This window comes from Streptomyces sp. CCM_MD2014, from assembly GCF_000772045.1.
Lineage (GTDB): Bacteria > Actinomycetota > Actinomycetes > Streptomycetales > Streptomycetaceae > Streptomyces > Streptomyces salinarius.
The window spans coordinates 3,251,815-3,275,021 of the sequence record NZ_CP009754.1 but is presented as its reverse complement, the minus strand read 5'-3'; the positions used below and the strand labels follow the sequence as shown (position 1 = coordinate 3,275,021).

Here is a 23,207-nt window from a genome sequence, read left to right as displayed (position 1 = left end):
ATGACGTGGATCGCCGCGGTCGCGCGGTTGCGGGCACGCCGGGAGTCCGGCGTGCTCGTGACCGTCGCGACCGTGCGCGGCCACGCCCCGCGCGACGCCGGGGCCAAGCTCGTCGTGGGACACACCGAGACGTGGGGCTCGATCGGCGGCGGCAACGTCGAGGCCGTGGCGATCGACCGGGCCCGGGAGATGATCACCACGTCCAGGGCCGAACCGGAGCTGCTCGACTTCGCCCTGAACGACAAGGTGACCAACCAGCACGGCGTGCAGTGCTGCGGCGGCGCCGTCTCGGTACTGCTCGAACCGCTGCCGGTGGTCCGGGCGGTGGCGATCTTCGGCGTCGGCCACGTCGGTCTCGAGCTGGCGCGCATCCTGGCCCGCCAGGACCTCGACCTCCACCTGGTCGACAACCGCTCCGACATGCTCACCGAGGAGCGCCTCGGCGTGCTGGCGGACGCGGTGGCGCAGGTGCACACGCACCACACGCCGCTGCTGCCCGAGGAAGTGCTGGCGCGGCTGCCGCGCGGCACCCACGTCCTGATCATGACCCACGACCACGCCGAGGACGCCGCCCTGTGCGACGCGGCCCTGCGCACGGACCACCTCGGGTCCATCGGCCTGATCGGCTCGGCGGCCAAGTGGGCGCGGTTCCGCAAGCGGCTCGCCACCGAGGGCGGCCACGACGACGCCGTCATCGACCGGATCAAGACGCCGATCGGGCTGGCCGACATCACCGGCAAGGAGCCCGCGACCATAGCCGTGAGCGTCGCGGCCGACCTGCTGCGCACCTTCGAGGCCGACGGGGAGTGACTCCCCTCGGGTCCGGCCGCCGGGCCTTGTAGGAACCTACGAGCCGCCGGTCGCAGCCCGTCCGTAGTTCATGTTTTCGGCCCCTGGCCGGGCCTCGCCGCCGAGCGGTGTACTGCTCCTACGCCTCCTCCCCCGTGAAGCGCCCGGCCCGCACGCCGTACTCCCGCACGCCGCATGCCCAAGAAGGAGCACGCATGACCACCGACACCCTCGAGACCGGCATCCGCGAGTTCGAGCGCGCCTGGATGGAGAAGGCCATCGACCTGGCCACCACCAGCGTCCACAACGGCGGCGGCCCCTTCGGCGCCCTCATCGCCAGGGGCGACGAGATCATCGCCCTCGGCAACAACCAGGTCACCGCCGGCCTCGACCCCACCGCCCACGCCGAGGTCAGCGCCATCCGTGCCGCCTGCAAGACGCTTGGCACCTTCAGCCTGCAGGGCTGCACCCTCGTCACGTCCTGCGAGCCCTGCCCGATGTGCCTCTCCTCGGCCCTGTGGGCCCGCGTCGACCGCCTCGTCTTCTCCGCCGACCGTCACGACGCCGCCGTGGCCGGCTTCGACGACCGCAAGTTCTACGACCTGTTCGAGAAGCGGCCGCAGGCGAACTGGCCCATGACCGTGGAACACCTCGACCTGCCCCACCGCACCCAGCCGTTCGACGCCTGGATCGCCAAGACCGACCGCGTCGACTACTGAACCGGCCCCGCGAAGAGCCTCTCCCGGGGCTCCCGCCGCCCCGTCCGTGCGCCACTCCCACCGTGGCGTTCGTCCGGGGCGGCGGCGCGTGCGCGAGGATGGAGGCATGCCGAACCGACTTGCGCAGGCGACGTCCCCCTACCTCCTCCAGCACGCGGAGAACCCGGTCGACTGGTGGCCGTGGGAAGCCGAGGCGTTCGAGGAGGCCCGGCGGCGCGACGTCCCCGTGCTGCTGAGCGTCGGCTACAGCGCCTGCCACTGGTGCCACGTCATGGCCCACGAGTCGTTCGAGGACGGGCCCACCGCCGAGTACCTCAACTCGCACTTCGTGAGCGTCAAGGTGGACCGCGAGGAGCGCCCCGACGTCGACGCCGTCTACATGGAGGCCGTGCAGGCGGCCACCGGCCAGGGCGGCTGGCCCATGACCGTCTTCCTCACCCCGGACGCCGAGCCCTTCTACTTCGGCACCTACTTCCCGCCCGAGCCCCGTCACGGCATGCCCTCCTTCCGCCAGGTGCTCCAGGGCGTCCAGCAGGCCTGGGCGGAGCGGCGCGGCGAGGTGAGCGAGGTCGCCGGGAAGATCGTGCGGGACCTCGCCGGGCGGGAGATCTCCTACGGCGACGCCGAGGCACCCGGCGAGGAGCAGCTCGGGCAGGCGCTGCTCGGCCTCACCCGGGAGTACGACGCCGAGCGCGGCGGGTTCGGCGGGGCGCCGAAGTTCCCGCCGTCCATGGCGATCGAGTTCCTGCTGCGCCACCACGCCCGCACCGGTGCCGAGGGCGCCCTCCAGATGGCGGCCGACACCTGCGAGCGGATGGCCCGCGGCGGCATCTACGACCAGCTGGGCGGCGGATTCGCCCGCTACTCCGTGGACCGCGAGTGGGTCGTACCCCACTTCGAGAAGATGCTGTACGACAACGCGCTGCTGTGCCGGGTCTACGCCCACCTGTGGCGGGCCACCGGATCGGACCTTGCCCGCCGGGTCGCCCTGGAGACCGCCGACTTCATGGTCCGGGAACTGCGCACCGCCGAGGGCGGATTCGCCTCCGCGCTGGACGCCGACAGCGACGACGGCACGGGCCGGCACGTCGAGGGCGCGTACTACGTGTGGACGCCCGCGCAGCTCACCGAGGTCCTCGGCGCCGAGGACGCGGAGCTGGCCGCCCAGTACTTCGGCGTGACCCGGGAGGGCACCTTCGAGCACGGTGCCTCCGTACTGCAACTGCCGCAGCAGGAGGGCGTCTTCGACGCCGCGCGGATCGCGTCGGTCCGGGAACGGCTGCTGGCCGCGCGCGACGGGCGTCCCGCCCCCGGCCGGGACGACAAGGTGGTCGCCGCCTGGAACGGCCTCGCGATCGCCGCGCTCGCCGAGACCGGCGCCTACTTCGAGCGCCCGGACCTGGTCGAGGCCGCCGTCGCCGCCGCCGACCTGCTGGTGCGGCTGCACCTCGACGAGCAGGTCCGGCTCACCCGCACCAGCAAGGACGGCAGGCCGGGTGCCAACGCCGGAGTGCTGGAGGACTACGCCGACGTGGCCGAGGGCTTCCTCGCGCTGGCGTCGGTCACCGGGGAGGGCGTCTGGCTGGACTTCGCCGGCTTCCTGCTCGACCACGTCCTGACCCGCTTCCGGGACGAGTCCGGCTCCCTCTACGACACCGCCGCCGACGCCGAGCAGCTGATCCGCCGCCCGCAGGACCCCACCGACAACGCCACGCCGTCCGGCTGGAGCGCCGCCGCGGGCGCCCTGCTGACGTACGCCGCGCACACCGGCTCCGAGCCCCACCGCACCGCCGCCGAGCACGCCCTCGGCGTGGTGAAGGCGCTCGGCCCACGCGTCCCGCGCTTCATCGGCTGGGGCCTGGCCGCCGCCGAGGCGCTGATCGACGGCCCCCGGGAGGTCGCCGTCGTCGGACCGACGCCCGCCGACCCCGCCGCACGCGGCCTGCACCGCACGGCGCTGCTGGGGACGGCGCCCGGGGCGGTCGTCGCCTTCGGCACGGAGGGCGGCGACGAGTTCCCGCTGCTCGCCGACCGGCCCCTGGTGGGCGGGGCGGCGGCCGCGTACGTCTGCCGGAACTTCACCTGCGACGCGCCGACCACCGACCCGGAGCGGCTGCGCGCCGCGCTGGGCGGCTGAGGCGGCCGGCGAGCACGTCAGGCTCCGGCGAGGATCAGCGCGCCCAGCGTCAGCTGCGCGCCCCACTGCAGGAGGACGGCCGCGCACCTGGCGGGGGCCCACCGGGTGCGGGGCCAGGCGAGCGCCAGCACGCCCAGGGCGGCCGAGGCCCAGAAGCAGGCCCACAGGGCGTCGCCGGGAACGTGCGAGCACTGCTCGCCGTACGTCAGGCAGCGGCTGCCGCGCTCGGAGGCGAGCACGGCGATCCAGGCGAGGACGACGGTCGGCAGCAGCAGGACGAGCCCGGTCACGGAGCCGATGGTCAAGGCGCGGGCGGACAGCTGCGCGTGAGTGAGCTGCGCGGCCGGGAGGCGGGACGAGGCGGTCATGCCGTCCATTCCACCGCGCCGGCCGGCCTCCGGTGATCGGCGGAACCGCTCAACCGCCCTGAGTACTTCTGCTCACGGCGCGCTCCACGATCGCCTCCAGCTGCTCGTGGTGCGCGCCCCGCCAGTAGGCCCGTCCGCACGTCGTGCACTGGGCGAAGACGTCGTAGGACCGCTGCGTCCCGCCCTTGAGCTGCTGTGCCACCTCTTCCTTGGCGGCCGGCCGGAGCAGTCCGTTGCAGGCGGTGCACCGCGTCCACGGGCGCAGGCCGGGCCGGAAGCGGTCCAGGACCTCCTGGAGCTGTTCGTCGGGGCGGGTGCTGTAGACGTAGGCGCCGGACCACAGCTCGCGGCGGCGCAGCAGGCCCCGGTCGCGGCTGAGCATGACCCGCTTCTCGGCCGCCGACAGCGCGGCGAGCGCCGGGTCGCCGAGGTCCGTCGACTCGTACGCCGTGTCCACGCCGAGCAGCCGCAGCCGCCGGGCCAGCGTGCCCAGGTGCACGTCGAGCAGGAACCGCAGGGGAGCGCCGGGGACGTGCTGGGGGTACCGCACGGGCCGTACGCGCACCGACTCGCCGCCCGCCGGGATGTGCCCGGGCGGCACCTCACGGCCGTCGACGAGCAGGGTGCCGACCTCGGTGAGCGGGACGCCGAGGGACTCGACGAGGTGGCCGAGGGTGGAGACCCCGTCGGTGGTCGCGCGGACGGCGCCGGCGGTGCGGGCACGCGGGACGAACAGGTGCAGCTCGGGGGCGAACTCGACGTGGATCTCGGGACCGTTCACCAGGTCAGGATGCCACGGGGGCCGCCTCCGGCCCCGGCGTTTTCGTGCCGCCGGACCGCTAGTAGGCGACCAGCGAGATCCCCACGTAGTGCGCGATGAAGGCGGCCAGGGTGAAGGAGTGGAAGACCTCGTGGAAGCCGAACCAGCGCGGTGACGGGTTGGGACGCTTGAGGCCGTAGATCACGCCGCCCGCGCTGTAGAGCACACCGCCGACGATCACCAGGACCAGGACGGCGATGCCGCCGGCCCGCATGAACTCGGGCAGGTAGAAGACGGCCGCCCAGCCCATGGCGAGGTAGCAGGGGGTGTAGAGCCAGCGCGGGGCGCCCACCCAGAAGACGCGGAAGACGATGCCGGCCGCGGCGGCCGCCCAGATGCCCCACAGCAGCCACTCGCCCTTGGCGCCGGGCAGCAGCAGCATCGTGAGCGGGGTGTAGGTGCCCGCGATGATCAGGAAGATGTTGGCGTGGTCGAGACGGCGCAGGACGCCGTCCATGCGCGGGCTCCAGTTCCCCCGGTGGTAGAGGGCGCTGACGCCGAACAGGAGGCAGGCCGTCAGTACGTAGACGCCGCAGGCTATGCGGGCCTCGGCCGACTCGGCGAGGGCGGTGAGCACCAGACCGGCGATCAGGACCGCCGGGAACATGCCGAGGTGCAGCCAGCCGCGCAGCTTCGGCTTGACCGGGTGCGGGAGGGAGAGCGCGACAGGGCCGCGGCCGCCGGCCGGGGCGTCCTGGGGCGCGTCGGGGACGGACGCAGTCATGGGCGCATCGTACCTACGGTTCCGTAAGTTACGCATCAGTACGGACGGCTGCCGCGCGGCGAGTGGCCATCGTCTCACGGGGAACCCGGCGGTGCACTCCCGGTCCGGGCACGTGGCGATCCTCACGCCGCTCAGGTGTGACGCCCTCTGGACAGATGGGCGCTCGCGTCGGATGATCAAATGAGTGCGGTCGACACCGGATGAGCGCCCACGAGGTCAACGTCACGCATCCGGGTCGCAGCCCCCACGGGGCCTCCCAACAAAAAACCCCTCATTTAGGAGCAATCGTGGCGCGCGACATCGCGGCTCCCCCCGTCCCCACCCACCACCAGGAACTGATCTCGTGGGTCAACGAGATCGCCGAACTGACCCAGCCGGACTCCGTGGTCTGGTGCGACGGATCCGAGGCCGAGTACGAGCGCCTGTGCGGGGAGCTCGTCGAGAAGGGCACCTTCCGCAAACTCGACCCGATCAAGCGCCCCAACTCCTACTACGCGGCCTCCGACCCCTCCGACGTCGCGCGCGTCGAGGACCGGACCTTCATCTGCTCCGCCGAGGAGGAGGACGCCGGCCCGACCAACCACTGGAAGGACCCCGCCGAGATGCGGGAGATCTTCACCGGTGAACAGGGTCTCTTCCGGGGCGCGATGCGCGGCCGGACCATGTACGTCGTGCCCTTCTGCATGGGCCCCCTCGGCTCCCCGCTCTCCGCGCTCGGCGTCGAGATCACCGACTCCGCGTACGTCGCCGCCTCGATGCGCACGATGACCCGCATGGGACAGCCGGTCCTGGACGAGCTGGGCGACGACGGCTTCTTCGTCAAGGCCGTGCACTCCGTCGGCGCCCCGCTCGCCGAGGGCGAGGCGGACGTCCCCTGGCCGTGCAACAGCACCAAGTACATCTCGCACTTCCCCGAGGACCGCGAGATCTGGTCCTACGGCTCCGGGTACGGCGGCAACGCCCTGCTCGGCAAGAAGTGCTACGCCCTGCGCATCGCCTCCGTCATGGCCCGCGACGAGGGCTGGCTCGCCGAGCACATGCTGGTGCTGAAGCTGACGCCGCCCACCGGCGAGCCCAAGTACGTCGCCGCCGCCTTCCCGTCGGCCTGCGGCAAGACCAACCTCGCCATGCTGGAGCCCACGATCTCCGGCTGGACCGTGGAGACCATCGGCGACGACATCGCCTGGATGCGCTTCGGCGAGGACGGCCGCCTGTACGCCATCAACCCCGAGGCCGGCTTCTTCGGCGTCGCGCCCGGCACCGGTGAGCACACCAACGCCAACGCGATGAAGACCCTGTGGGGCAACTCGGTCTTCACCAACGTCGCCCTGACCGACGACGGCGACGTGTGGTGGGAGGGCATGACCGAGGAGACCCCGGCCCACCTGACCGACTGGAAGGGCAACGACTGGACGCCCGAGTCCGGTACGCCCGCCGCGCACCCCAACGCCCGCTTCACCACGCCCGCCGCGCAGTGCCCGATCATCGCGCCGGAGTGGGAGGACCCCAAGGGCGTGCCGATCTCGGCGATCCTCTTCGGCGGGCGCCGCGCCACCGCCGTCCCGCTGGTCACCGAGTCCTTCGACTGGAACCACGGCGTCTTCCTCGGCGCCAACGTGGCCTCCGAGAAGACCGCCGCCGCCGAGGGCAAGGTCGGCGAGCTGCGCCGCGACCCCTTCGCCATGCTGCCGTTCTGCGGCTACAACATGGGCGACTACATGGGGCACTGGGTCGACGTGGCCAAGGACAAGGACCAGTCCAAGCTGCCGAAGATCTACTACGTCAACTGGTTCCGCAAGGACGACGACGGCCGGTTCGTGTGGCCCGGCTTCGGCGAGAACGGCCGCGTCCTGAAGTGGATCGTGGAACGCCTGGAGGGCAAGGCCGACGGCGTCGAGACCCCCATCGGCATCCTGCCGACCAAGGAGTCCCTCGACACCGACGGCCTCGACCTCGCCGACGCCGACCTGGAGTTCCTGCTCAGCGTCGACAAGGAGGTCTGGCGCGAGGAGGCCGCCCTGGTCCCCGAGCACCTGAACACCTTCGGCGACCACACGCCCACCGAGCTGTGGGACCAGTACCGGGCACTGGTGCAGCGCCTGGGCTGACCGTCCGCACCACCAAGCTCCGTGGCCGGTCCGACTAGCCCTGACCCGCGAAGTCGTCACGAAGGCCGGCCACGAGGGGGTCTCCCCGCGCTCCAGTAGCTCAGCAGTGCCCGGGGCGCGGGAAGGTCCCGCTCGGGCCGGGTCGCCGCACAACGGCGTGCGGAGGACCCGGCCCTTCGGCATGTCCGGCGACGTGCCCCGCCGCACGGCCGGTGCGGCTGAGCGTCGGTGCCCGTTCACCGGAAGGAAGGCCACCGGGGGGCGGTGCCTCGGGCGGGCCGGCAGACAGAACTCGTTGCCGAGAGACCAGACGGCGGGCGTAGCCCCCGATGCCGACGGATCGGGTCAGTCGTCGTACGACGCGAGGTCCCACGGCGCCGACGCGTGCCGTTGGCCGGCCCCACGCGGTGAGTGGCGCCCGGCCCGCGCGTCGCTGCGGGTGCGCGCGGGCCGGGGCCGTCGAAGGAGCCCGGAGGGCTCAGCGGGACGCGAGTTCGCGCGGCTCCAGGGCCGCGGAGTGCGCGTCCATGCGCTCGGCGGTCAGGATCGCGACCGCCGTGTCGGCGCGGGAGGCCGCGACCACCAGGGCGCGGGCCGCCAGCGTGTGCGCCCGCCGGTGCAGCGCGGCCGGGCACGGCCGCGGGTCCGCGGCGGCCACCTGCAGCCGGACCGGCGCCTGGCCTCCCCGCAGCCGGGCCACCTGCCCGGCGAGCCGGTCGGCGGCGGTGTCCAGGCCGGGGTCGGGCTCCAGCGCGCGCAGTTCGTCCGTGACGGCGAGCAGTGCCGCGAGATGGCCCGCGAGCTGGATGTCCAGCTCCTCGCCCCGGGAGCGGTGGGGGAAGTCCGTGGTGTCGCCGGCCATCGTGCTGTGGACCGACTTGTTGCGGATCGGCTCGTACATGGGATGGCCTCCTGAGTGCTTCAGGAAGCCATCCTACATTAGATCCAATCTAAAGTTGACGCCGTTCGGGGTGCCGCCCCGGACCGGGCTCAGGGCTGGCCGTACCCGTCCAGGAAGTTCCCGATACGGCCCACCGCCTCGCGCAGGTCCGCGGCCGTCGGCAGGGTCACCACCCGGAAGTGGTCGGGCTCGGGCCAGTTGAAGCCGGTGCCCTGGACGACCATGATCTTCTCCTGGCGCAGCAGGTCCAGGACCATCCGCCGGTCGTCCTTGATCTTGAAGACCTTGGGATCGAGCCGCGGGAAGAGGTACAGCGCGCCCTTCGGCTTCACGCAGGTCACGCCCGGGATGCTGGTCAGCGCCTCGTGGGCGGCGTCCCGCTGCTCGCGAAGCCGCCCGCCGGGCAGCACCAGCTCGTTGATGGTCTGCCGCCCGCTGAGTGCCGCGACCACGCCGTGCTGGCCCGGCATGTTGGCGCACAGGCGCATGTTCGCCAGGATCGTCAGGCCCTCGATGTAGGACTCGGCGTGCGCGCGCGGTCCCGAGATCGACATCCAGCCGACCCGGTAGCCGGCCACCCGGTACGCCTTCGACATGCCGTTGAAGGTGAGGGTCAGCAGGTCGGGGGCGATCGCGGCGGTCGGGGTGTGCGTGGCGTCGTCGTAGAGGATCTTGTCGTAGATCTCGTCGGAGCAGACCAGCAGGTTGTGACGGCGGGCGATGTCCGTCAGCCCGCGCAGCATCGCGTCGTCGTAGACCGCGCCCGTCGGGTTGTTCGGGTTGATGATCACCAGTGCCTTGGTGCGGTCGGTGATCTTCCGCTCGACGTCCGCGAGGTCGGGCATCCAGTCGGACTGCTCGTCGCAGCGGTAGTGCACCGCCGTGCCGCCGGAGAGCGAGACGGCGGCCGTCCACAGCGGGTAGTCCGGGGCCGGGACGAGCACCTCGTCGCCGTCGTCGAGCAGACCCTGCATCGCCATCACGATCAGCTCGGAGACGCCGTTGCCGATGAAGACGTGCTCGACGTCCGTCTCGATGCCGAGGGTCTGGTTGTGCATGACGACCGCCCGGCGCGCCGCCAGCAGGCCCTTCGCGTCGCCGTAGCCGTGTGCCGTGGAGACGTTGCGGAGGATGTCCTCCAGGATCTCCGGAGGGCACTCGAAGCCGAAGGCGGCCGGGTTGCCGGTGTTCAGTTTCAGGATGCGGTGCCCGGCCGCTTCCAGCCGCATCGCCTCCTCGAGCACCGGGCCCCGGATCTCGTAACAGACGTTGGCGAGTTTGGTCGACTGGATCACCTGCATGCCCGTGAGCTTACGACCCGGTTACGGTCCATGGGTCGTGTTATCCGCCACTTGAGACGTGCGGTATGGGCGGATTTCGTCGCTCACCCGTCACTCACCGGGGGCTCCGCCGCACCGACCGGCCCGCCAGTACGTCCGTGCGCCGCCCGTCCTCCATCACGAACCGCCCGTCGACCAGCACGTACGGGATGCCCGTCGGCAGCACCCGCGGCTCCTCGAAGGTGCTGCCCGCCGCGACCGTCGCCGGGTCGAAGAGCACCAGGTCGGCCCGGTACCCCTCGCGCACCAGCCCCCGGTCCGGCAGCCGCAGCCGGGCCGCCGGGCGCGAGGTGAGGTGGGCGACGCACTCCTCCAGCGAGAGCACGCCCAGCTCGCGGACGTAGTGGCCCAGGTAGTGCGGGAAGGTGCCGTAGGCGCGCGGGTGCGGCTTGGCGCCCTGGAGGATGCCGTCCGAGCCGCCGGTGTGGACCCGGTGCCGCATGATCGCGCGGACGTTCTCCTCGTGGCCGACGTGCTGGAGGATGGTCGGCGCCAGCCGGTCCGCGAGCAGCAGGTGCCGGGCGACCTGCCACGGGCTTTCGCCGCGCAGCCGCGCCGACTCCAGGACCGTCCGGCCGACGTACTCCGCGAGCGCCGGGTCGCCCGTTCCGGAGATCTCGATCGTCTCCCACTCCATGGGCACCCCGTGGGAGCCGTCGGAGCCGATCTCCTCCATGTGGTGCCGGATCCGCTCGGCGGTGTCGTCGTCCGCCAGCCGCTCCAGGATCCGCTCCGGTCCGCCCTCGCTCGCCCAGCTCGGCAGCAGCGCCACGAGGGTGGTGCAGCCGGGGGTGTAGGGGTAGGTGTCGAGCGTGATGTCGGCGCCGTCGGCCAGCGCCTCGTCGAGCAGGGTCAGCAGCTCGGGCGCCTTGCCCTTGTTCACGCCGAAGTTCATGGTGGCGTGGGCCAGGTGGAGGGGGCAGTCCGCCTCCCGGGTCAGCTGCACCATCTCCTCGTACGCCTTGAGGGCCCCGGCGCCGTACGAGCGGTGGTGCGGGCAGTAGTAGCCGCCGTACCGGGCGACCACCCGGCACAGCTCGGTCAGCTCGGCGTCCTTGGCGTACATGCCGGGCGTGTACGTCAGCCCGGACGACATGCCGACCGCGCCCTGCTCCAGGCCCTCGGCGACCAGGCGCCGCATGTGCTCCAGCTCCGCCTCCGTCGCCTCCCGGTCGTCCCAGCCGACGGCGAGGGCGCGCACCGTGCCCTGCGGGATCAGGTACGCGGCGTTCACGGCGATGCCGCGGTCGAGCCGGTCCAGGTACTCGCCGACCGACCGCCAGTCGAAGTCGACGTCGTCCCCGTGGCCGTTCCACCCGGCGATCGCCCGGCGCACCTCGCCGAGGGTGCGGTCGTCGACCGGCGCGTACGACAGCCCGTCCTGGCCGATGACCTCCAGGGTGACGCCCTGCGCGGCCTTGGCGCTGTGGTCGGGGTCCCGCAGCAGCGCCAGGTCGCTGTGGGCGTGCATGTCGACGAAGCCGGGGGAGAGGACCAAACCCTCGGCGTCCAGCTCGCGGCGTGCCTTGGGGCGCTGGCACCCGGCGGCCGCCGCCTCCTTGACGATCGAGACGATCCGGCCGCGGTCGACGACCACGTCGGCGCGGTAGGAGTCGGCGCCGGAGCCGTCCACGACGTCGGCGTCCCGGATGACCAGCTCTTCCATGCTTCTGCTCCCTCTTCTCCCTCGGACCTCGGATGTCTCAGAAGAACGTGCGGACGTAGTCGACGACCGTCCCGTCCGCCTCGGCGACCGGGATGAGCTGCCACTTGTCGAAGGACGTGCAGGGGTGGGACAGCCCCAGGCCCACCCAGTCGCCCACCTCCAGCTCGGCCTCCGGGCCGGTGCGCAGCCAGGCGTGCTGGTCGGACAGGCCGCTCACGGCGATGCCGGCCGCGGGGCGCTCGGGGCCGCCGTCGGCCGGGCGGACCACCTGGGCGAAGGGCAGGTCGAGGTCGTACGCCGCGTCCCGCTTGCCCGCGTTGGCGAAGGCCTGCTCGGCGGAGGGGCGGGAGACCACCTGCGTCCACAGCCGGAACGCGGGCTCCAGGGCGCCCTCGGCGGGGACGCGGTTGAAGGGGGTCACCTCCCGGTAGTGCCCGTCGTCGTGGGAGACGTACGCGCCGGAGCGCAGCAGCTTGAGCACGGGCCGGGAGAGGCCGGGCACCTCGGCGAACACGTCGGCCACCGCGTCGAACCACGCGCTGCCGCCCGCGCTCAGCAGGATCTCCTCCAGGCCCTCGAACCGGCCCGCCTCGTCGAAGTCGGCCGCCAGCGCGACCAGCCGCCGCAGCCACGCGTGCACGCGCTCCGGGTCGGCGTCCGGCACCTCGCCCTCGTACCCGGCGACGCCCGCCAGCCGCAGCGTCCGCGTCCCGGCCACCGCGTCGGCGACCGCCGCGCAGTCCGCCTCGGTACGCGCCCCGGTCCGCGCGCCCTCACCGGCGCCCAGCTCGACCACGACGTCCACCGGGCGGGCGGCCCCCGCCGCGGTCAGGGCCGCGTCCATCAGCTCGACGCCGCGCACGGAGTCGACGTAGCAGACGAAGCGGAACTCCGGATCGGCGTCCAGTTCGGCCGCGAGGCGGCGCAGGGCGGCGGCGTCGACCAGTTCGTTGGCCAGGAAGATCCGCCCGATGCCGAAGGCCCGCGCCACCCACACCTGGTGCGGCACCGCGAGGGTGATGCCCCAGGCGCCGTGCTCGATCTGGCGGTGGAAGAGCTGCGGGGCCATGGAGGTCTTGCCGTGCGGCGCGAACGCGAGGCCGTGCCGGGCGGCGTACGTCTCCATCAGCTTCAGGTTGTGCTCCAGGCGCTCGGCGGACAGTGCGAGCACGGGGGTGGCGAAGCCGTCGGTGAAGAGGTTGCGGCGCTGTCCGGCCAGTTCGGCCAGGGTCAGGCCGTACGCGTCCGGCGGGAGGCCCTTGAAGCGGTGGTCGACGCGTTCCCCGGCCAGCTCGGCGAGGGCTTCGCGGCCATGGACGGGGCCGTTGTCGAGGGCCATGGAGCCTCCCTGATCTGATCTGTTGCAAAGCTTGCAACAGTCGTTGCGTATATCGCTTACTGCTGTCTAACATCTCGGCGAACGCGGGGTCAACGGAGCCGCCGCCCGCGAGACGCAGAGGAGCCAGGACCATCGTGACCGTCGACGGACCCCGCAGCACCGCCCCCGACGTCGTGGACGTCGTCGCGCTCGGCGAGTCCATGGTCACCTTCCTCCCCTCCGTACCCGGCCGCCTCGCCGACGTCCCCTCCTTCGAGCGGGCCATCGGCGGCGCCGAGTCCAACGTGGCCTGCGTGCTCGCCGCCGCCGGACACTCCGTCCGCTGGGCCGGCCGGGTCGGCGCCGACGGCTTCGGCGACCACCTCGTCGAGGCGATCGGCGCCTACGGCGTCGACGTCTCCGCCGTCCGCCGGGACCCCGCCCGCCCGACCGGCGTCTACTTCCGCACCGCGGGCGACCGGGCCACCGACGCCCACGAGGTCGCGTACTACCGGGCGGGCTCGGCCGCCTCCGCGATGTCCGTCGACACCATGGACCTCGACGCCGTCCGCTCCGGCCGCGTCCTGCACCTGTCCGGCATCACGCCCGCGCTCTCCGCCGGCTGCCTGGGCCTGACGCGCGAGCTGACCGCCCGCCGCCCCGGCCGCCCCCTCGTCTCCTTCGACGTCAACCACCGCCCCGGCCTGTGGCGCGACGCCGGTCACGGCCACGGCCCCGAGGTGCTCCTGGAACTGGCCCGCGGCGCCGACCTCGTCTTCGTCGGCGACGACGAGGCACGGGACGCCTGGGGTCTCGACGGCCCCGAGGCCGTACGCGCGGCGCTGCCCGAGCCGGAGGTGCTCGTCGTCAAACAGGGCGCGACCGGCGCCACCGCGTTCCACGGGGACCACGTCACCTCCGTGCCCGCCCTGCACGTCGGCGTCGTCGCCGCCGTCGGCGCGGGCGATGCCTTCGCCGCCGGGTTCCTCTCCGCCACCCTGCGCGAGAAGCCCGTGCGCGAGCGCCTGCGCCACGGCCACCTCTGGGCCGCCGCCGCCCTCACCGTCCCCGGCGACCTCGCCACGCCCCCCGCCCGCGACCACGCCGACCGCCTGGCCGCCCTCGACGACGCCGCGTGGGGGAGACTGCGACTCGGCCCCGGCTGGACACACGCCGAGGAAGGGGCCGACGAGGAGGTACGCACACCATGAGTCAGACCGTCGACCGCGCGCTCAGCATCCTGCCGCTGCTCGCCGAGGGCCCCGCCGACCTGGGCCGGGTCGCCGACCGCCTCGGCGTGCACAAGTCCACGGCCCTGCGCCTGCTGCGCACCCTCCACGACCACGGCTTCGTCTACCGACAGGAAGACCAGCGCTACCGCCTCGGCGCCCGGCTCATCTCCCTCGCCCAGGAGGCGATGGAGAACCTCGACGTCCGCGAGATCGCCCACCCCCACCTCGTACGCCTCAACGAGCAGGTCGGACACACCGTCCACCTCGCCGTCCACGAGGAGGACGAGGTCCTCTACATCGACAAGGTCGAAAGCCGCTACCCGGTCCGCATGTACTCCAGGATCGGCAAGCCCGTCGCGATCACGGTGGCGGCCGTGGCGAAACTGCTGCTCGCCGACCTCCCCGAGAACGAACGCCGAGCCGTGGTCGAGAAGCTCGACTACCCCATGTACACAGCCCGTTCGACCCCGAACGCCGAAGGGTTCCTCAAGGAACTGGCCAAGGTGCGCGAACAGGGCTGGGCCACCGACCTCGGTGGCCACGAGGAGTCCATCAACTGCGTCGCCGCGCCCATCCGGGGCGCCGACGGCCGGGTGGTCGCCGCCATGTCGGTCTCCGCGCCGAACGTGGTCGTCACCGCCGACGAACTCCTCACCCTGCTCCCGCTGGTGCGCCGTACGGCGGACGCCATCAGCGGCGAGTACTCCGGCAGGACCCCAGTCAAGGAAGTCACCGCATGACCGACAAGATCGCTCTCGTCCCCGCGACCCACACCGTCCCCCCGGCGAAGTTCTCCCACGGCGTGAAGAAGGGCAACATCCTCCAGGTCGCCGGCCAGGTCGGCTTCCTCCCCCACGAGGACGGCAAGGCCCCCACCCCGGCCGGCCCGACCCTGCGCGAGCAGACCCTCCAGACCCTCGCCAACGTCAAGGCGATCCTGGAGGAGGGCGGCGCCTCCTGGGACGACGTGATGATGCTCCGCGTCTACCTCACGGACGTGGACCACTTCGCCGAGATGAACGAGATCTACAACGCCTACTTCGAGGAGCAGGGCCTCACCCAGCCGCCCGCCGCGCGCACGACCGTCTACGTCGGTCTGCCCGCCGGACTCCTCATCGAGATCGACGCGCTGGCCGTCCTGGGCTGACCCGCCCCGGCCGCACCCTCTCTCCGCCTGTCGCACGGCACGGCGCCCTTCCCCCTTCAAGGCGCCGTGCCGCGCCCCGCCCTGCCCGAAAGCAGTATGTGTTTACCCCGAGGACCCCCGTATGTCCTATGCGTCCCTCCACCTCGCCGCCGCCTCCGAGACCCCACCGCACACCGGCGGCCTGCTCACCCTGATCGACGGCACGGCAGGTCTGCTGACCGTCGCCGCCATCGGCATCGCGCTCCTGCTCTTCCTCATCATCAAGGTGCGGCTGCAGCCCTTCGTCGCGCTGCTCGCCGTCTCCATAGCCGTCGGCCTGCTCGCCGGCCTGTCGGTCACCGAACTCTTCGGCACCGTCCAGAAGTCCGACGCCGTCTCGACCATCGAGTCCGGCATGGGCGGCATCCTCGGCCACGTCGCCATCATCATCGGCCTGGGCACCATGCTCGGCGCGATCCTCGAAGTCAGCGGCGGCGCCCAGGTGCTGGCCTCGCGCCTCCTCGGCCTCTTCGGGGAGAAGCGCGCCCCGCTCGCCATGGGCCTCACCGGCCTGATCTTCGGCATCCCGGTCTTCTTCGACGTGGGCATCTTCGTCCTCGCGCCCATCGTCTACGCCGCCGCCAAGCGCTCCGGCAAGTCGATCCTGCTCTACTGCCTGCCGCTGCTGGCCGGCCTGTCCATGACCCACGCCTTCCTGCCGCCGCACCCCGGGCCGGTGGCCGCCGCGGGGCTGCTGAACGTCAAGCTCGGCTGGATCATCCTCATGGGCATCGTCTGCGGCGTCCCCGCCGTCCTCGCCGCCTGGGTGTTCTCCGCCTGGATCGGCCGCCGCATCTTCGTGCCCGTGCCGCAGGACATGGTCGAGGCGTCCGAGGAGGCCAAGCAGGCCGTCGTCGAGGAGCAGCGCAAGGCGGGCGTCGCGCCGCACGAGACCCCGGTCGCGCTCGGCACCGTCATCGGCATCATCGGCACCCCGCTGATCCTGATCCTCGCCGCGACCTTCTCCTCCATCGCCCTGGACCCGTCCACCCTCCGCTCGGTGATCGAGTTCTTCGGCAACCCGTTCGTGGCCCTGACCATCGCCCTGCTCCTCGCCTACTACCTCCTCGGCATCCGGCGCGGCTGGTCCCGCAAGTCCCTGGAGACCGTCTCGACGGCCTCGCTGAAGCCGGTCGGCAACATCCTGCTGGTGGTCGGCGCCGGCGGTGTCTTCGGCGCCGTCCTCAAGGCCAGCGGCGTCGCACAGGCCCTCTCCGACACCTTCAACGACGTCGGCCTGCCGGTGATCGTCCTCGCCTACCTGATCTCCCTGGTGCTGCGGGTCGCGCAGGGCTCGGCGACGGTGGCCATCGTGACGACGGCGGGCATCGTGGCGCCGCTGCTCGCCGAGGGCGACCACTCGCAGGCGTTCGTCGCCCTGGTCATCATGGCCATCTCCGCGGGCTCCATCTTCGCCTCGCACGTCAACGACGGCGGCTTCTGGATGGTCGCCAAGTACTTCGGCATCAGCGAGCGGGACACGCTCAAGACGTGGACCGTGCTGGAGAGCGTGCTGTCGGTCGCCGGGTTCGTGGTGGCCGCGGTGGTGAGCCTGTTCGTGTAGGGAGGGGCGCCCGTACGACTCGTCGGACTCGAACGACTCGTACGGGCGGCTCGTGTAGGCGTCTCATAACGAAGTCGGGGCTGGCTGTGCCCGACACAGGATCGTCGACCATACTGCCCGCGTGGAGCAGCGCAGAGGATCGACGAGCCAGCCCCTGGAAGGCGCCGGATTCGACCCGGCATTCATCCCCGGGCTCACCGCACCCGTGTCCGGTGAGCCGGAGGACGCGAGACGCGACGAGGCGGTGAACGACGCCGCCGCGGAGTCCGAACAGCCCTCGGAGTCCTCGGCCGTCGGCGAACCGCTCGCCGCGGACGCCGCGGAACCGGAGGACGAGGCCCCCGTGGACGGTCCGGTCTTCGAGGCCTCCGACCGCCGCGCCAGGATCGTCGCGGACCACAAGGGCGTACGTCTCTCCCTAGACGACCAGAGCTGTGAGTTCCGCTGGGACGAGGTCGGGGCCGTCGAGACGGAGACGGGACGCTTCGGCAAGCGGTTCACGGTGACGGTGCACACGCCCGACCGCCGCTGGTACCCGATCGAGATCGAGGCCGCGTCGCGCAGCCTCTTCCCGGAGTGGGAATCGGCCCTGGACGAGGTCCTCGACGCGTACTTCGAGGACGGCGAGGCGGAGACCGAGCCCGAGTCCGAGACCGAGTCCGAGCCCGAGACGGAGACCGAAGCGGGCGGGGAAGCCGAAGCCGTTTCCCGGGACGCCAAGTACGCCAAGGACGCCAAGGACGCCAAGGACGCCAAGGACACGAAGGACGCGAAGGACGCCGAGGAGGCCACCGCCCGCGCCGAGTAGGCGCATCAGGTGAAGATCCGTGCACGCCCTCTTGTCGCACCGGCGACCATGGGCTTTCTTGACCCCCATGGCGGACACCACGGGCAACACCTCAGACGCGGGCGTAACGGTGGGTGCCGACTCGGCTCCCCGTAAGTCCAGTTGGCGCTACATCGGCCCCGGCATCGTCGTCGCCGCGACCGGCGTCGGCGCCGGCGACCTCGTGGCCACCCTCATCGCGGGCAGCAACTTCGGCTACACCCTGCTGTGGGCGGCGGTCATCGGCTGTCTCGTGAAGATCTCCCTCGCCGAGGCGTGCGGCCGCTGGCACCTGGCCACCGGCCGCACACTCTTCGACGGCTGGGCCAGCATCGGCCCCTGGACCACGTGGTTCTTCGCGGTCTACGCCGTGATCTGGGGCTTCGTCTACGGCGCCGCGGCGATGTCGTCCAGCGCCCTGCCCCTCCAGGCCCTCTTCCCGGACGTGATGGGCCTGGAATGGTGGGGCATCGCCTGCGGCCTGGTGGGCCTGGTCTTCGTCTGGTTCAACAAGTACAACGTCTTCGAGAAGGTCATGACCGTCCTGGTGGGCGTCATGTTCGTCGTCACGGTGTACCTGGCGATCCGCGTCACGCCCAACCTGGGCGACGCCTTCGCCGGACTCCTCCCGGTCCTCCCCGACGAGAAGGACTCGGTCCTCAACACGCTGGGCCTGATCGGCGGCGTGGGCGGCACCATCACGCTGGCCGCGTACGGCTACTGGGTCAACGCCAAGGGCTGGACCAGCACGGGCTGGATGAAGGTCATGCGCCTGGACAACCGGGTCGCCTACGCCACGACCGGCATCTTCGTCGTCGCGATGCTCTTCGTCGGCGCCGAACTGCTCCACTCGGCAGGCATCGCGATCGCGAGCGGCGACAAGGGCCTGATCCAGCTCGGCGACATCCTGGAGGAGGAGTATGGCACGGCGACCGGAAAACTCTTCCTCATCGGCTTCTTCGCCACCTCGTTCACCTCGCTGATCGGCGTCTGGCACGGCGTGAGCCTGATGTTCGCCGACTTCCTGGCCCGCCGCGGCGGCGAACGGGAGGCGCGCGGCGACGAGTTGGCCTCGGGCCGCCGCGAACGCTCCTGGGCCTTCCGCGCCTACCTGCTCTGGCTCACCTTCCCGCCCATCATCCTGCTCTTCCAGGACGAGCCCTTCCGTCTGATCATCATCTACGGCGTCCTGGGCGCCGCCTTCATGCCCTTCCTCGCCCTCACCCTGATGTGGCTCCTCAACTCCTCCCGCACCCCGCGCGAGTGGCGCAACGGCAGCCTCAGCAACGGCATGCTGGCCGTCGCCGGGCTGCTGTTCCTGGTCCTGTGCGTGAAGCAGATCTGGGACCAGCCGTGGTCGGAGTTCTTCTAGCCGTCCCCCTCCCGTCTATCGCAGCTTGTCCCACTCCTCGCTGAGCGCGATCTCCCGCAGCCGGTCCATGGTCAGCGCGGGAGCATCGCGGGTGGGCCGGCCATGGGCGGAGCCGTTGTTGAACTCGCTGACCACGACGCGGAACCCGTCGTCACCGGCGCGCATGGTGTCCACCGTCCACATCAGAACCCCCGGGACCCGGTCGTCGCCGACCCCTTGATGCGTGGCGATGCGGGTGCCGTCGAGAAGGGTCTCACCGGAGGCGTAGAGCTGGCCGGCGACATCGTCCATGCCGTGCTGCACATTGACCTGGACGAGACTCGCGCCACGCCCGTCGTCGACGACGACGTAGGAGAACTCGGTGTCCTGGCCCCCCTTCTTGACCACGTCCAGCCCGGCGGGGAGCAGCCCGGCGAGCGTCTGGGTGATGTCCTTGCCCGAGACGGCGGGCGGCCGTTCGCGCTCGGAGGAAGGGGCGGAGCCCGTGGGCGCCGGCCGCACCGGCGTGGCCGCCACCACGTCGCGCCACACGTCGGCCGTGACCAGCTTCTTCAACGCCTCGGTCGACAAGGGCGGGTCCTCCCGCGTGACGGGCGCCCCCTTCTGGGCGGGGGAGTTCCACTCACTCACACTGACGTGCTGCCCCTCGGCCGTGACGAGGTCGGCGGACCAGAGCTTGGTGTCGACCCGCCGGTCGGGATACTCGTAGCCCTGCAGCAGCCTCAGCGTCGAGCCGTCCTCCAGCCGGCCGGAGTCGCAGGAGTCGTAGGGGACGAAGGTCTCGTCCGGACACCGGGTGAGCTGCCCCACCTCCGAACCCCCGGGCTCGACCCGCCCGAAGCCCAGACTGATCGCGGCCGCGCCCTCGCCGTCGTCGAACACGACCTGCGCGTACGGCCCCGGTTTCTCATCGGATCCCCGGGCGTCCTCCTCGCTGACCTCGCCCTCGGGAAGCAGCTCCTTCAGTGACTTGAGGATCGTGTCGCCGGACACCGGTTCCGCAGCGGCCGAGGCGGAGGCACGGGCGGTGGCCCGGGACGCCACGGAGGACTGCTCGCCGTCGTCGGAGCCCCCCGACGGAAGCAGCATCGCCCCGCCCACTCCGATCAGGGCGACCCCGGCCACCCCGCCCAGCACGCCGGTACGGCGCCGCGTCAGCGCCCGGCGCCCGCGGTTGCGTCCCGCGTCGACCAGGGCCGTGCGGTCGACGGCCCGGAACGCGCCGCCGGTGTCGCGCAGCGCGGCGGTGAGCCGCTCCTCGAAGGGATCCTGGTGCTGCTTTTCGGGCATGGCGAACCACCCTTTCCGCATGGGTGAAAAGAGATGAGAGAAGTCGACGAGAAGGAAACGACGGGATGGATGAACGAGAAGGAGACGACGGGATGGATGGACGGGAGGAAGGCCGGGACGGAAGGACGGGACGGGACGGAAGGAGATCGGACCTCAGGGTCTGGCGTACTCGGCGAGATCCTCGCCCAGCAGTGCCCGCAGCCGGCCGAGCGCACGCGAACAGCGCGTCCGCACCGCCGCCGAACTGACGCCGAGCACGTCGGCGGCCTGCTCGACCGAGCGGTCGTCCCAGTACCGCAGGACGACGACGGCCCGGTCCTTGGCGGGCAGCCGCGCGAGTGCGTCCAGCAGCGTCAGCCGCAGCGGCGCGTCCCCGTCACCGGCACCGGGCAGATCGGGGAAGACATCGGTGGCCCGTTCTCCGCTGCTGCGCCGCCGCTGATGGGCGAGGAAGGCGCGGGTGAGCACGGTCTGCGCGTAGGCGGCCGGGTTCTCCACCCGTGACACCCGCCCCCACCGCACGTACAGCCGCCCGAAGGTCTCCTGCACGAGATCCTCGGCCAGATGCGTGTCCCCGGCGGTGAGCAGACAGGCGGACCGGTACAGATGCCCGGCCCGCGCCGTCGCGAACTCGGCGTACTCGTCCGACCGTCTCTGCCGTGCCATACCCAGCGCCCCCGATGTCTGCAGCCTCCACCTCGTCAATGCGGTGGACCCCGGGAAATGTTTCACACGGATTCCACGGAAAGTGGCCGGCCTCCCCGCCTCGATGTCGGCGATCAGGCGCCGCAGGGCCTCCCGGCTGCCGGCGAGGGGCGTCGTCCCGACCGTGCCACGGCGAAGCGGGCGTCGCCGGAGGCGACGTCCCGGACGGAGTCGCGGGGCGCCCGCGGAGACGGGGGACGCCCTGCGTCCAGTCCGGTCCGGACGCGTACGGCACCTCGGGAGCGCGAGAGGCCCCCGCCCGCACGTGTCGGCGGGCAGGGGCCGGGTCGGACCGGTCGGTTCCGGGCTACGGCATCGCGTCCACGTGCGCACCCACCGCGTTCGACCACGCGTTGCCCGCCGTGGCGTCCCAGTTGGTGGACCAGGTCATCGCGCCCCGCAGGCCGGGGTACGTCTTCGAGGGCTTGAAGGAGCCGCAGTTGGTCGCCTTGGTGAGGCAGTCCAGGGCGGCGTTGACCACCGACGGGGAGACGTAGCCGCCGCCCGCCGCGCGGGTGGAGGCCGGCAGGCCCAGGCCCACCTGGGACGGGTCGAGGCCGCCCTCGAGCTGGATGCAGGCCAGGGCGGTGAGGAAGTCGACCGTGCCCTGCGCGTACACCTTGCCGTCGCAGCCCAGCATCGTGCCGCTGTTGTAGTACTGCATGTTGACGACCGTGAGGATGTCCTTGACGTTCAGCGCGGTCTGGAAGTAGCCGCCCTGCGTCGACTGCATGTCGATGGTCTGCGGGGCCATCGTCAGGATCATGTCCGGGCCGGCCTTCGCCGACAGGGCGCGCAGGGCCTGGGTCATGTAGGTCGGGTTGATGCCGTTCTCGAGGTCGATGTCGACGCCGTCGAAGCCGTACTCCTGCATGAGGGAGTAGACCGAGTTGGCGAAGTTCGTCGCGGAGGCGGAGCTGTTCACCGAGACGGTGCCCTTCTCGCCGCCCACCGAGATGATGACCTTCTTGCCCGCGGCCTGCTTGGCCCGCACGTCCGCCTTGAACTGGTCGACCGTGTACCCGCCGAGCCCGGCCGAGTCGAGGTTGAAGGTGACCGCGCCCGGCGTCGTGGTCGCGTCGGCGAAGGCCACCGCGATGATGTCGTACGCCGACGGCACGTCGGAGATCTTCTGGACCGTCGCACCGTTGTTGAAGTTCTGCCAGTAGCCGGTCACCGCGTGCTTGGGCAGGTCGCCGCCGTTGCCGCCGCCGTCGTCCGGCGCCGTGGTGCGGGCCGTGACCGCGGCCGACTTCGCCGACTCACCGGCCGCGTTCGTCGCCGTGACCTGGAAGGAGTACGAGGTGGAGGCCGCGAGGCCGGTCACCGTCGCCGACGTGCCGGTCACCGCGGTGACCTTCGTGCCGTCGCGGTAGACGTTGTAGCCGGTGGCGCCCGAGACCGTGTTCCAGGTGAGGGAGGCCGAGTTCGGGGTCGTACCGGAGACGCTCAGGCCCGCCGGGGCCGACGGGACCGTGGGGTCGGGGTTCCCGTCGTCGCCACCGCCCCCGTCCGGGCCGAAGACGGACAGGTCGTCGACGTAGTACGCGGACTGCCCGTACCAGCCGTGCGTGTAGACCGTCACGGAGGTCGTCGAGGAGCCGGTGCTGAAGGTGGTCTTCAGCTGCTTCCAGGAGGTCGAGTCCGGGGTCCAGGTCGAGACGTCCGTGGTGCCGGTGCCCGTCACGCCCAGGTATGTGTAGCCGCCCTGCACCCACGCGCTCAGCGTGTACGTCGAGTTGGGCCGCACCGCGACGCTCTGCGAACAGCGCGCGTTGTCCTGCCCGGCCGGGGTGGCCTTCAGCGCGGCGGAGCCCGAGTGCGCGGGGGAGGAGACGGTGGTGCCGCTCCCCGCCGAGCACGTCCAGTTGCTCAGACCGGACTCGAAACCGGCGTTCTTGGCGTTGTTGACGTCGGCGGCCGATGCCGGGCCGACGGCCGTGAACGCGAGGGCCAGCGCGGCGGTGACGGCGCCCGTCAGGGAGCCGAGACGTCTTCCGCGCCGTCTGCGTACGGGGTCCACTGCTGCCTCCGGTGTGGGGTGGGGCGGGATGGGGACGGTGGCCACCGCTGACGTACAAGGTGGTCCAGACCAATTGAGAGTGTCAAGAGGTAGGTACGGACCAAGTTCGCGACCGGGCC

General features: G+C 71.8%; 20 protein-coding genes. 10 read left to right on the top strand and 10 right to left on the bottom strand.

Going from position 1 to position 23,207, the window contains the following annotated elements; genetic code table 11:
* From xdhC to NI25_RS14125, 3 genes are all read left to right on the top strand, one after another.
* Positions 1-810: a xanthine dehydrogenase accessory protein XdhC gene (gene xdhC, locus NI25_RS14135; protein WP_107071729.1), complete on the top strand. Its 810-nt coding sequence runs from the start codon at positions 1-3 to the stop codon at positions 808-810.
* A gap of 194 nt (positions 811-1,004) precedes the next feature.
* Positions 1,005-1,508 carry a nucleoside deaminase gene (locus NI25_RS14130; RefSeq protein ID WP_061442798.1) on the top strand — a complete coding sequence of 168 codons (504 nt, stop codon included), beginning with the start codon at positions 1,005-1,007 and terminating at the stop codon, positions 1,506-1,508.
* 106 nt (positions 1,509-1,614) lie between these two features.
* Positions 1,615-3,645: a thioredoxin domain-containing protein gene (locus tag NI25_RS14125; RefSeq protein ID WP_061442797.1), complete on the top strand. Its 2,031-nt coding sequence runs from the start codon at positions 1,615-1,617 to the stop codon at positions 3,643-3,645.
* 17 nt (positions 3,646-3,662) lie between these two features.
* On the opposite strand, the gene NI25_RS14120 is transcribed toward NI25_RS14125, so the two are convergent.
* The 3 genes from NI25_RS14120 to trhA are packed head-to-tail and all read right to left on the bottom strand — an operon-like array spanning position 3,663 to position 5,557.
* Entirely contained in the window at positions 3,663-4,013 is a 351-nt protein-coding gene (locus tag NI25_RS14120) for a hypothetical protein (protein WP_148315125.1), read from the bottom strand.
* Between the two features lie 49 nt (positions 4,014-4,062).
* The gene (locus NI25_RS14115; protein WP_061442795.1) at positions 4,063-4,794 is read right to left on the bottom strand and encodes a Mut7-C RNAse domain-containing protein; all 732 of its coding nucleotides are present in this window, start codon (positions 4,792-4,794) and stop codon (positions 4,063-4,065) included.
* Between the two features lie 58 nt (positions 4,795-4,852).
* Positions 4,853-5,557, bottom strand: coding sequence for a PAQR family membrane homeostasis protein TrhA (trhA, locus tag NI25_RS14110; RefSeq protein ID WP_061442794.1), 705 nt, complete (start codon positions 5,555-5,557; stop codon positions 4,853-4,855).
* 287 nt (positions 5,558-5,844) lie between these two features.
* Here trhA and NI25_RS14105 point away from each other — a divergent pair, with 287 nt between their 5' ends.
* Entirely contained in the window at positions 5,845-7,665 is a 1,821-nt protein-coding gene (locus NI25_RS14105) for a phosphoenolpyruvate carboxykinase (GTP) (RefSeq protein ID WP_061442793.1), read from the top strand.
* Positions 7,666-8,143: 478 nt separating this feature from the next.
* Here NI25_RS14105 and NI25_RS14100 read toward each other — a convergent pair whose 3' ends face one another.
* From NI25_RS14100 to NI25_RS14085, 4 genes are all read right to left on the bottom strand, one after another.
* Complete coding sequence (locus tag NI25_RS14100; RefSeq protein ID WP_061442792.1) at positions 8,144-8,566, bottom strand: hypothetical protein; 423 nt, start codon at positions 8,564-8,566, stop codon at positions 8,144-8,146.
* Between the two features lie 89 nt (positions 8,567-8,655).
* Positions 8,656-9,867 (bottom strand): pyridoxal phosphate-dependent aminotransferase, encoded by a 1,212-nt coding sequence (locus tag NI25_RS14095; RefSeq protein ID WP_061442791.1) that lies wholly within the window; start codon positions 9,865-9,867, stop codon positions 8,656-8,658.
* A 94-nt stretch (positions 9,868-9,961) separates the two neighbouring features.
* Complete coding sequence (locus NI25_RS14090) at positions 9,962-11,572, bottom strand: N-acyl-D-amino-acid deacylase family protein (RefSeq protein ID WP_061442790.1); 1,611 nt, start codon at positions 11,570-11,572, stop codon at positions 9,962-9,964.
* 37 nt (positions 11,573-11,609) lie between these two features.
* Positions 11,610-12,911: an alanine racemase gene (locus NI25_RS14085; RefSeq protein ID WP_061442789.1), complete on the bottom strand. Its 1,302-nt coding sequence runs from the start codon at positions 12,909-12,911 to the stop codon at positions 11,610-11,612.
* A 134-nt stretch (positions 12,912-13,045) separates the two neighbouring features.
* Between NI25_RS14085 and NI25_RS14080 the strand changes: the two genes are divergently transcribed.
* The 6 genes from NI25_RS14080 to NI25_RS14055 all read left to right on the top strand — a co-directional run bounded on the left by NI25_RS14080 (position 13,046) and on the right by NI25_RS14055 (position 19,070).
* On the top strand, positions 13,046-14,101 hold the full coding sequence (locus tag NI25_RS14080; protein ID WP_061442788.1) for a sugar kinase: 1,056 nt from the start codon (positions 13,046-13,048) through the stop codon (positions 14,099-14,101).
* The gene (locus tag NI25_RS14075; protein WP_061442787.1) at positions 14,098-14,862 is read left to right on the top strand and encodes an IclR family transcriptional regulator; all 765 of its coding nucleotides are present in this window, start codon (positions 14,098-14,100) and stop codon (positions 14,860-14,862) included. The genes NI25_RS14080 and NI25_RS14075 overlap by 4 nt, the downstream gene beginning before the upstream one ends.
* A complete protein-coding gene (locus tag NI25_RS14070) occupies positions 14,859-15,269 on the top strand; it encodes a RidA family protein (protein WP_061442786.1) in 411 nt (136 codons plus the stop codon). The genes NI25_RS14075 and NI25_RS14070 overlap by 4 nt, the downstream gene beginning before the upstream one ends.
* A 121-nt stretch (positions 15,270-15,390) precedes the next feature.
* Entirely contained in the window at positions 15,391-16,872 is a 1,482-nt protein-coding gene (locus tag NI25_RS14065) for a GntP family permease (protein ID WP_061442785.1), read from the top strand.
* A 121-nt stretch (positions 16,873-16,993) separates the two neighbouring features.
* Entirely contained in the window at positions 16,994-17,680 is a 687-nt protein-coding gene (locus NI25_RS14060; RefSeq protein WP_061442784.1) for a hypothetical protein, read from the top strand.
* Positions 17,681-17,747: 67 nt separating this feature from the next.
* Entirely contained in the window at positions 17,748-19,070 is a 1,323-nt protein-coding gene (locus NI25_RS14055; protein ID WP_061442783.1) for an Nramp family divalent metal transporter, read from the top strand.
* Between the two features lie 15 nt (positions 19,071-19,085).
* Here NI25_RS14055 and NI25_RS14050 read toward each other — a convergent pair whose 3' ends face one another.
* The 3 genes from NI25_RS14050 to NI25_RS14040 all read right to left on the bottom strand — a co-directional run bounded on the left by NI25_RS14050 (position 19,086) and on the right by NI25_RS14040 (position 23,088).
* Positions 19,086-20,360 (bottom strand): hypothetical protein, encoded by a 1,275-nt coding sequence (locus tag NI25_RS14050; protein WP_061442782.1) that lies wholly within the window; start codon positions 20,358-20,360, stop codon positions 19,086-19,088.
* 153 nt (positions 20,361-20,513) lie between these two features.
* The gene (locus NI25_RS14045) at positions 20,514-21,026 is read right to left on the bottom strand and encodes a SigE family RNA polymerase sigma factor (protein WP_061442781.1); all 513 of its coding nucleotides are present in this window, start codon (positions 21,024-21,026) and stop codon (positions 20,514-20,516) included.
* A gap of 346 nt (positions 21,027-21,372) precedes the next feature.
* Positions 21,373-23,088 carry a chitinase gene (locus tag NI25_RS14040; RefSeq protein ID WP_061442780.1) on the bottom strand — a complete coding sequence of 572 codons (1,716 nt, stop codon included), beginning with the start codon at positions 23,086-23,088 and terminating at the stop codon, positions 21,373-21,375.
* Between the last annotated feature and the right edge of the window lie 119 nt (positions 23,089-23,207).

Coding starts and splice junctions, on each gene's coding strand:
- NI25_RS14100 (WP_061442792.1), bottom strand. CDS start 8,566: ATGTACGAGCCGATCCGCAACAAGTCGGTCCACAGCACGATGGCCGGC.
- NI25_RS14070 (WP_061442786.1), top strand. CDS start 14,859: ATGACCGACAAGATCGCTCTCGTCCCCGCGACCCACACCGTCCCCCCG.
- NI25_RS14045 (WP_061442781.1), bottom strand. CDS start 21,026: ATGGCACGGCAGAGACGGTCGGACGAGTACGCCGAGTTCGCGACGGCG.
- NI25_RS14075 (WP_061442787.1), top strand. CDS start 14,098: ATGAGTCAGACCGTCGACCGCGCGCTCAGCATCCTGCCGCTGCTCGCC.
- NI25_RS14050 (WP_061442782.1), bottom strand. CDS start 20,360: ATGCCCGAAAAGCAGCACCAGGATCCCTTCGAGGAGCGGCTCACCGCC.
- NI25_RS14090 (WP_061442790.1), bottom strand. CDS start 11,572: ATGGAAGAGCTGGTCATCCGGGACGCCGACGTCGTGGACGGCTCCGGC.
- xdhC (WP_107071729.1), top strand. CDS start 1: ATGACGTGGATCGCCGCGGTCGCGCGGTTGCGGGCACGCCGGGAGTCC.
- NI25_RS14065 (WP_061442785.1), top strand. CDS start 15,391: ATGTCCTATGCGTCCCTCCACCTCGCCGCCGCCTCCGAGACCCCACCG.
- NI25_RS14120 (WP_148315125.1), bottom strand. CDS start 4,013: ATGACCGCCTCGTCCCGCCTCCCGGCCGCGCAGCTCACTCACGCGCAG.
- NI25_RS14130 (WP_061442798.1), top strand. CDS start 1,005: ATGACCACCGACACCCTCGAGACCGGCATCCGCGAGTTCGAGCGCGCC.
- NI25_RS14125 (WP_061442797.1), top strand. CDS start 1,615: ATGCCGAACCGACTTGCGCAGGCGACGTCCCCCTACCTCCTCCAGCAC.
- NI25_RS14085 (WP_061442789.1), bottom strand. CDS start 12,911: ATGGCCCTCGACAACGGCCCCGTCCATGGCCGCGAAGCCCTCGCCGAG.
- NI25_RS14055 (WP_061442783.1), top strand. CDS start 17,748: ATGGCGGACACCACGGGCAACACCTCAGACGCGGGCGTAACGGTGGGT.
- trhA (WP_061442794.1), bottom strand. CDS start 5,557: ATGACTGCGTCCGTCCCCGACGCGCCCCAGGACGCCCCGGCCGGCGGC.
- NI25_RS14095 (WP_061442791.1), bottom strand. CDS start 9,867: ATGCAGGTGATCCAGTCGACCAAACTCGCCAACGTCTGTTACGAGATC.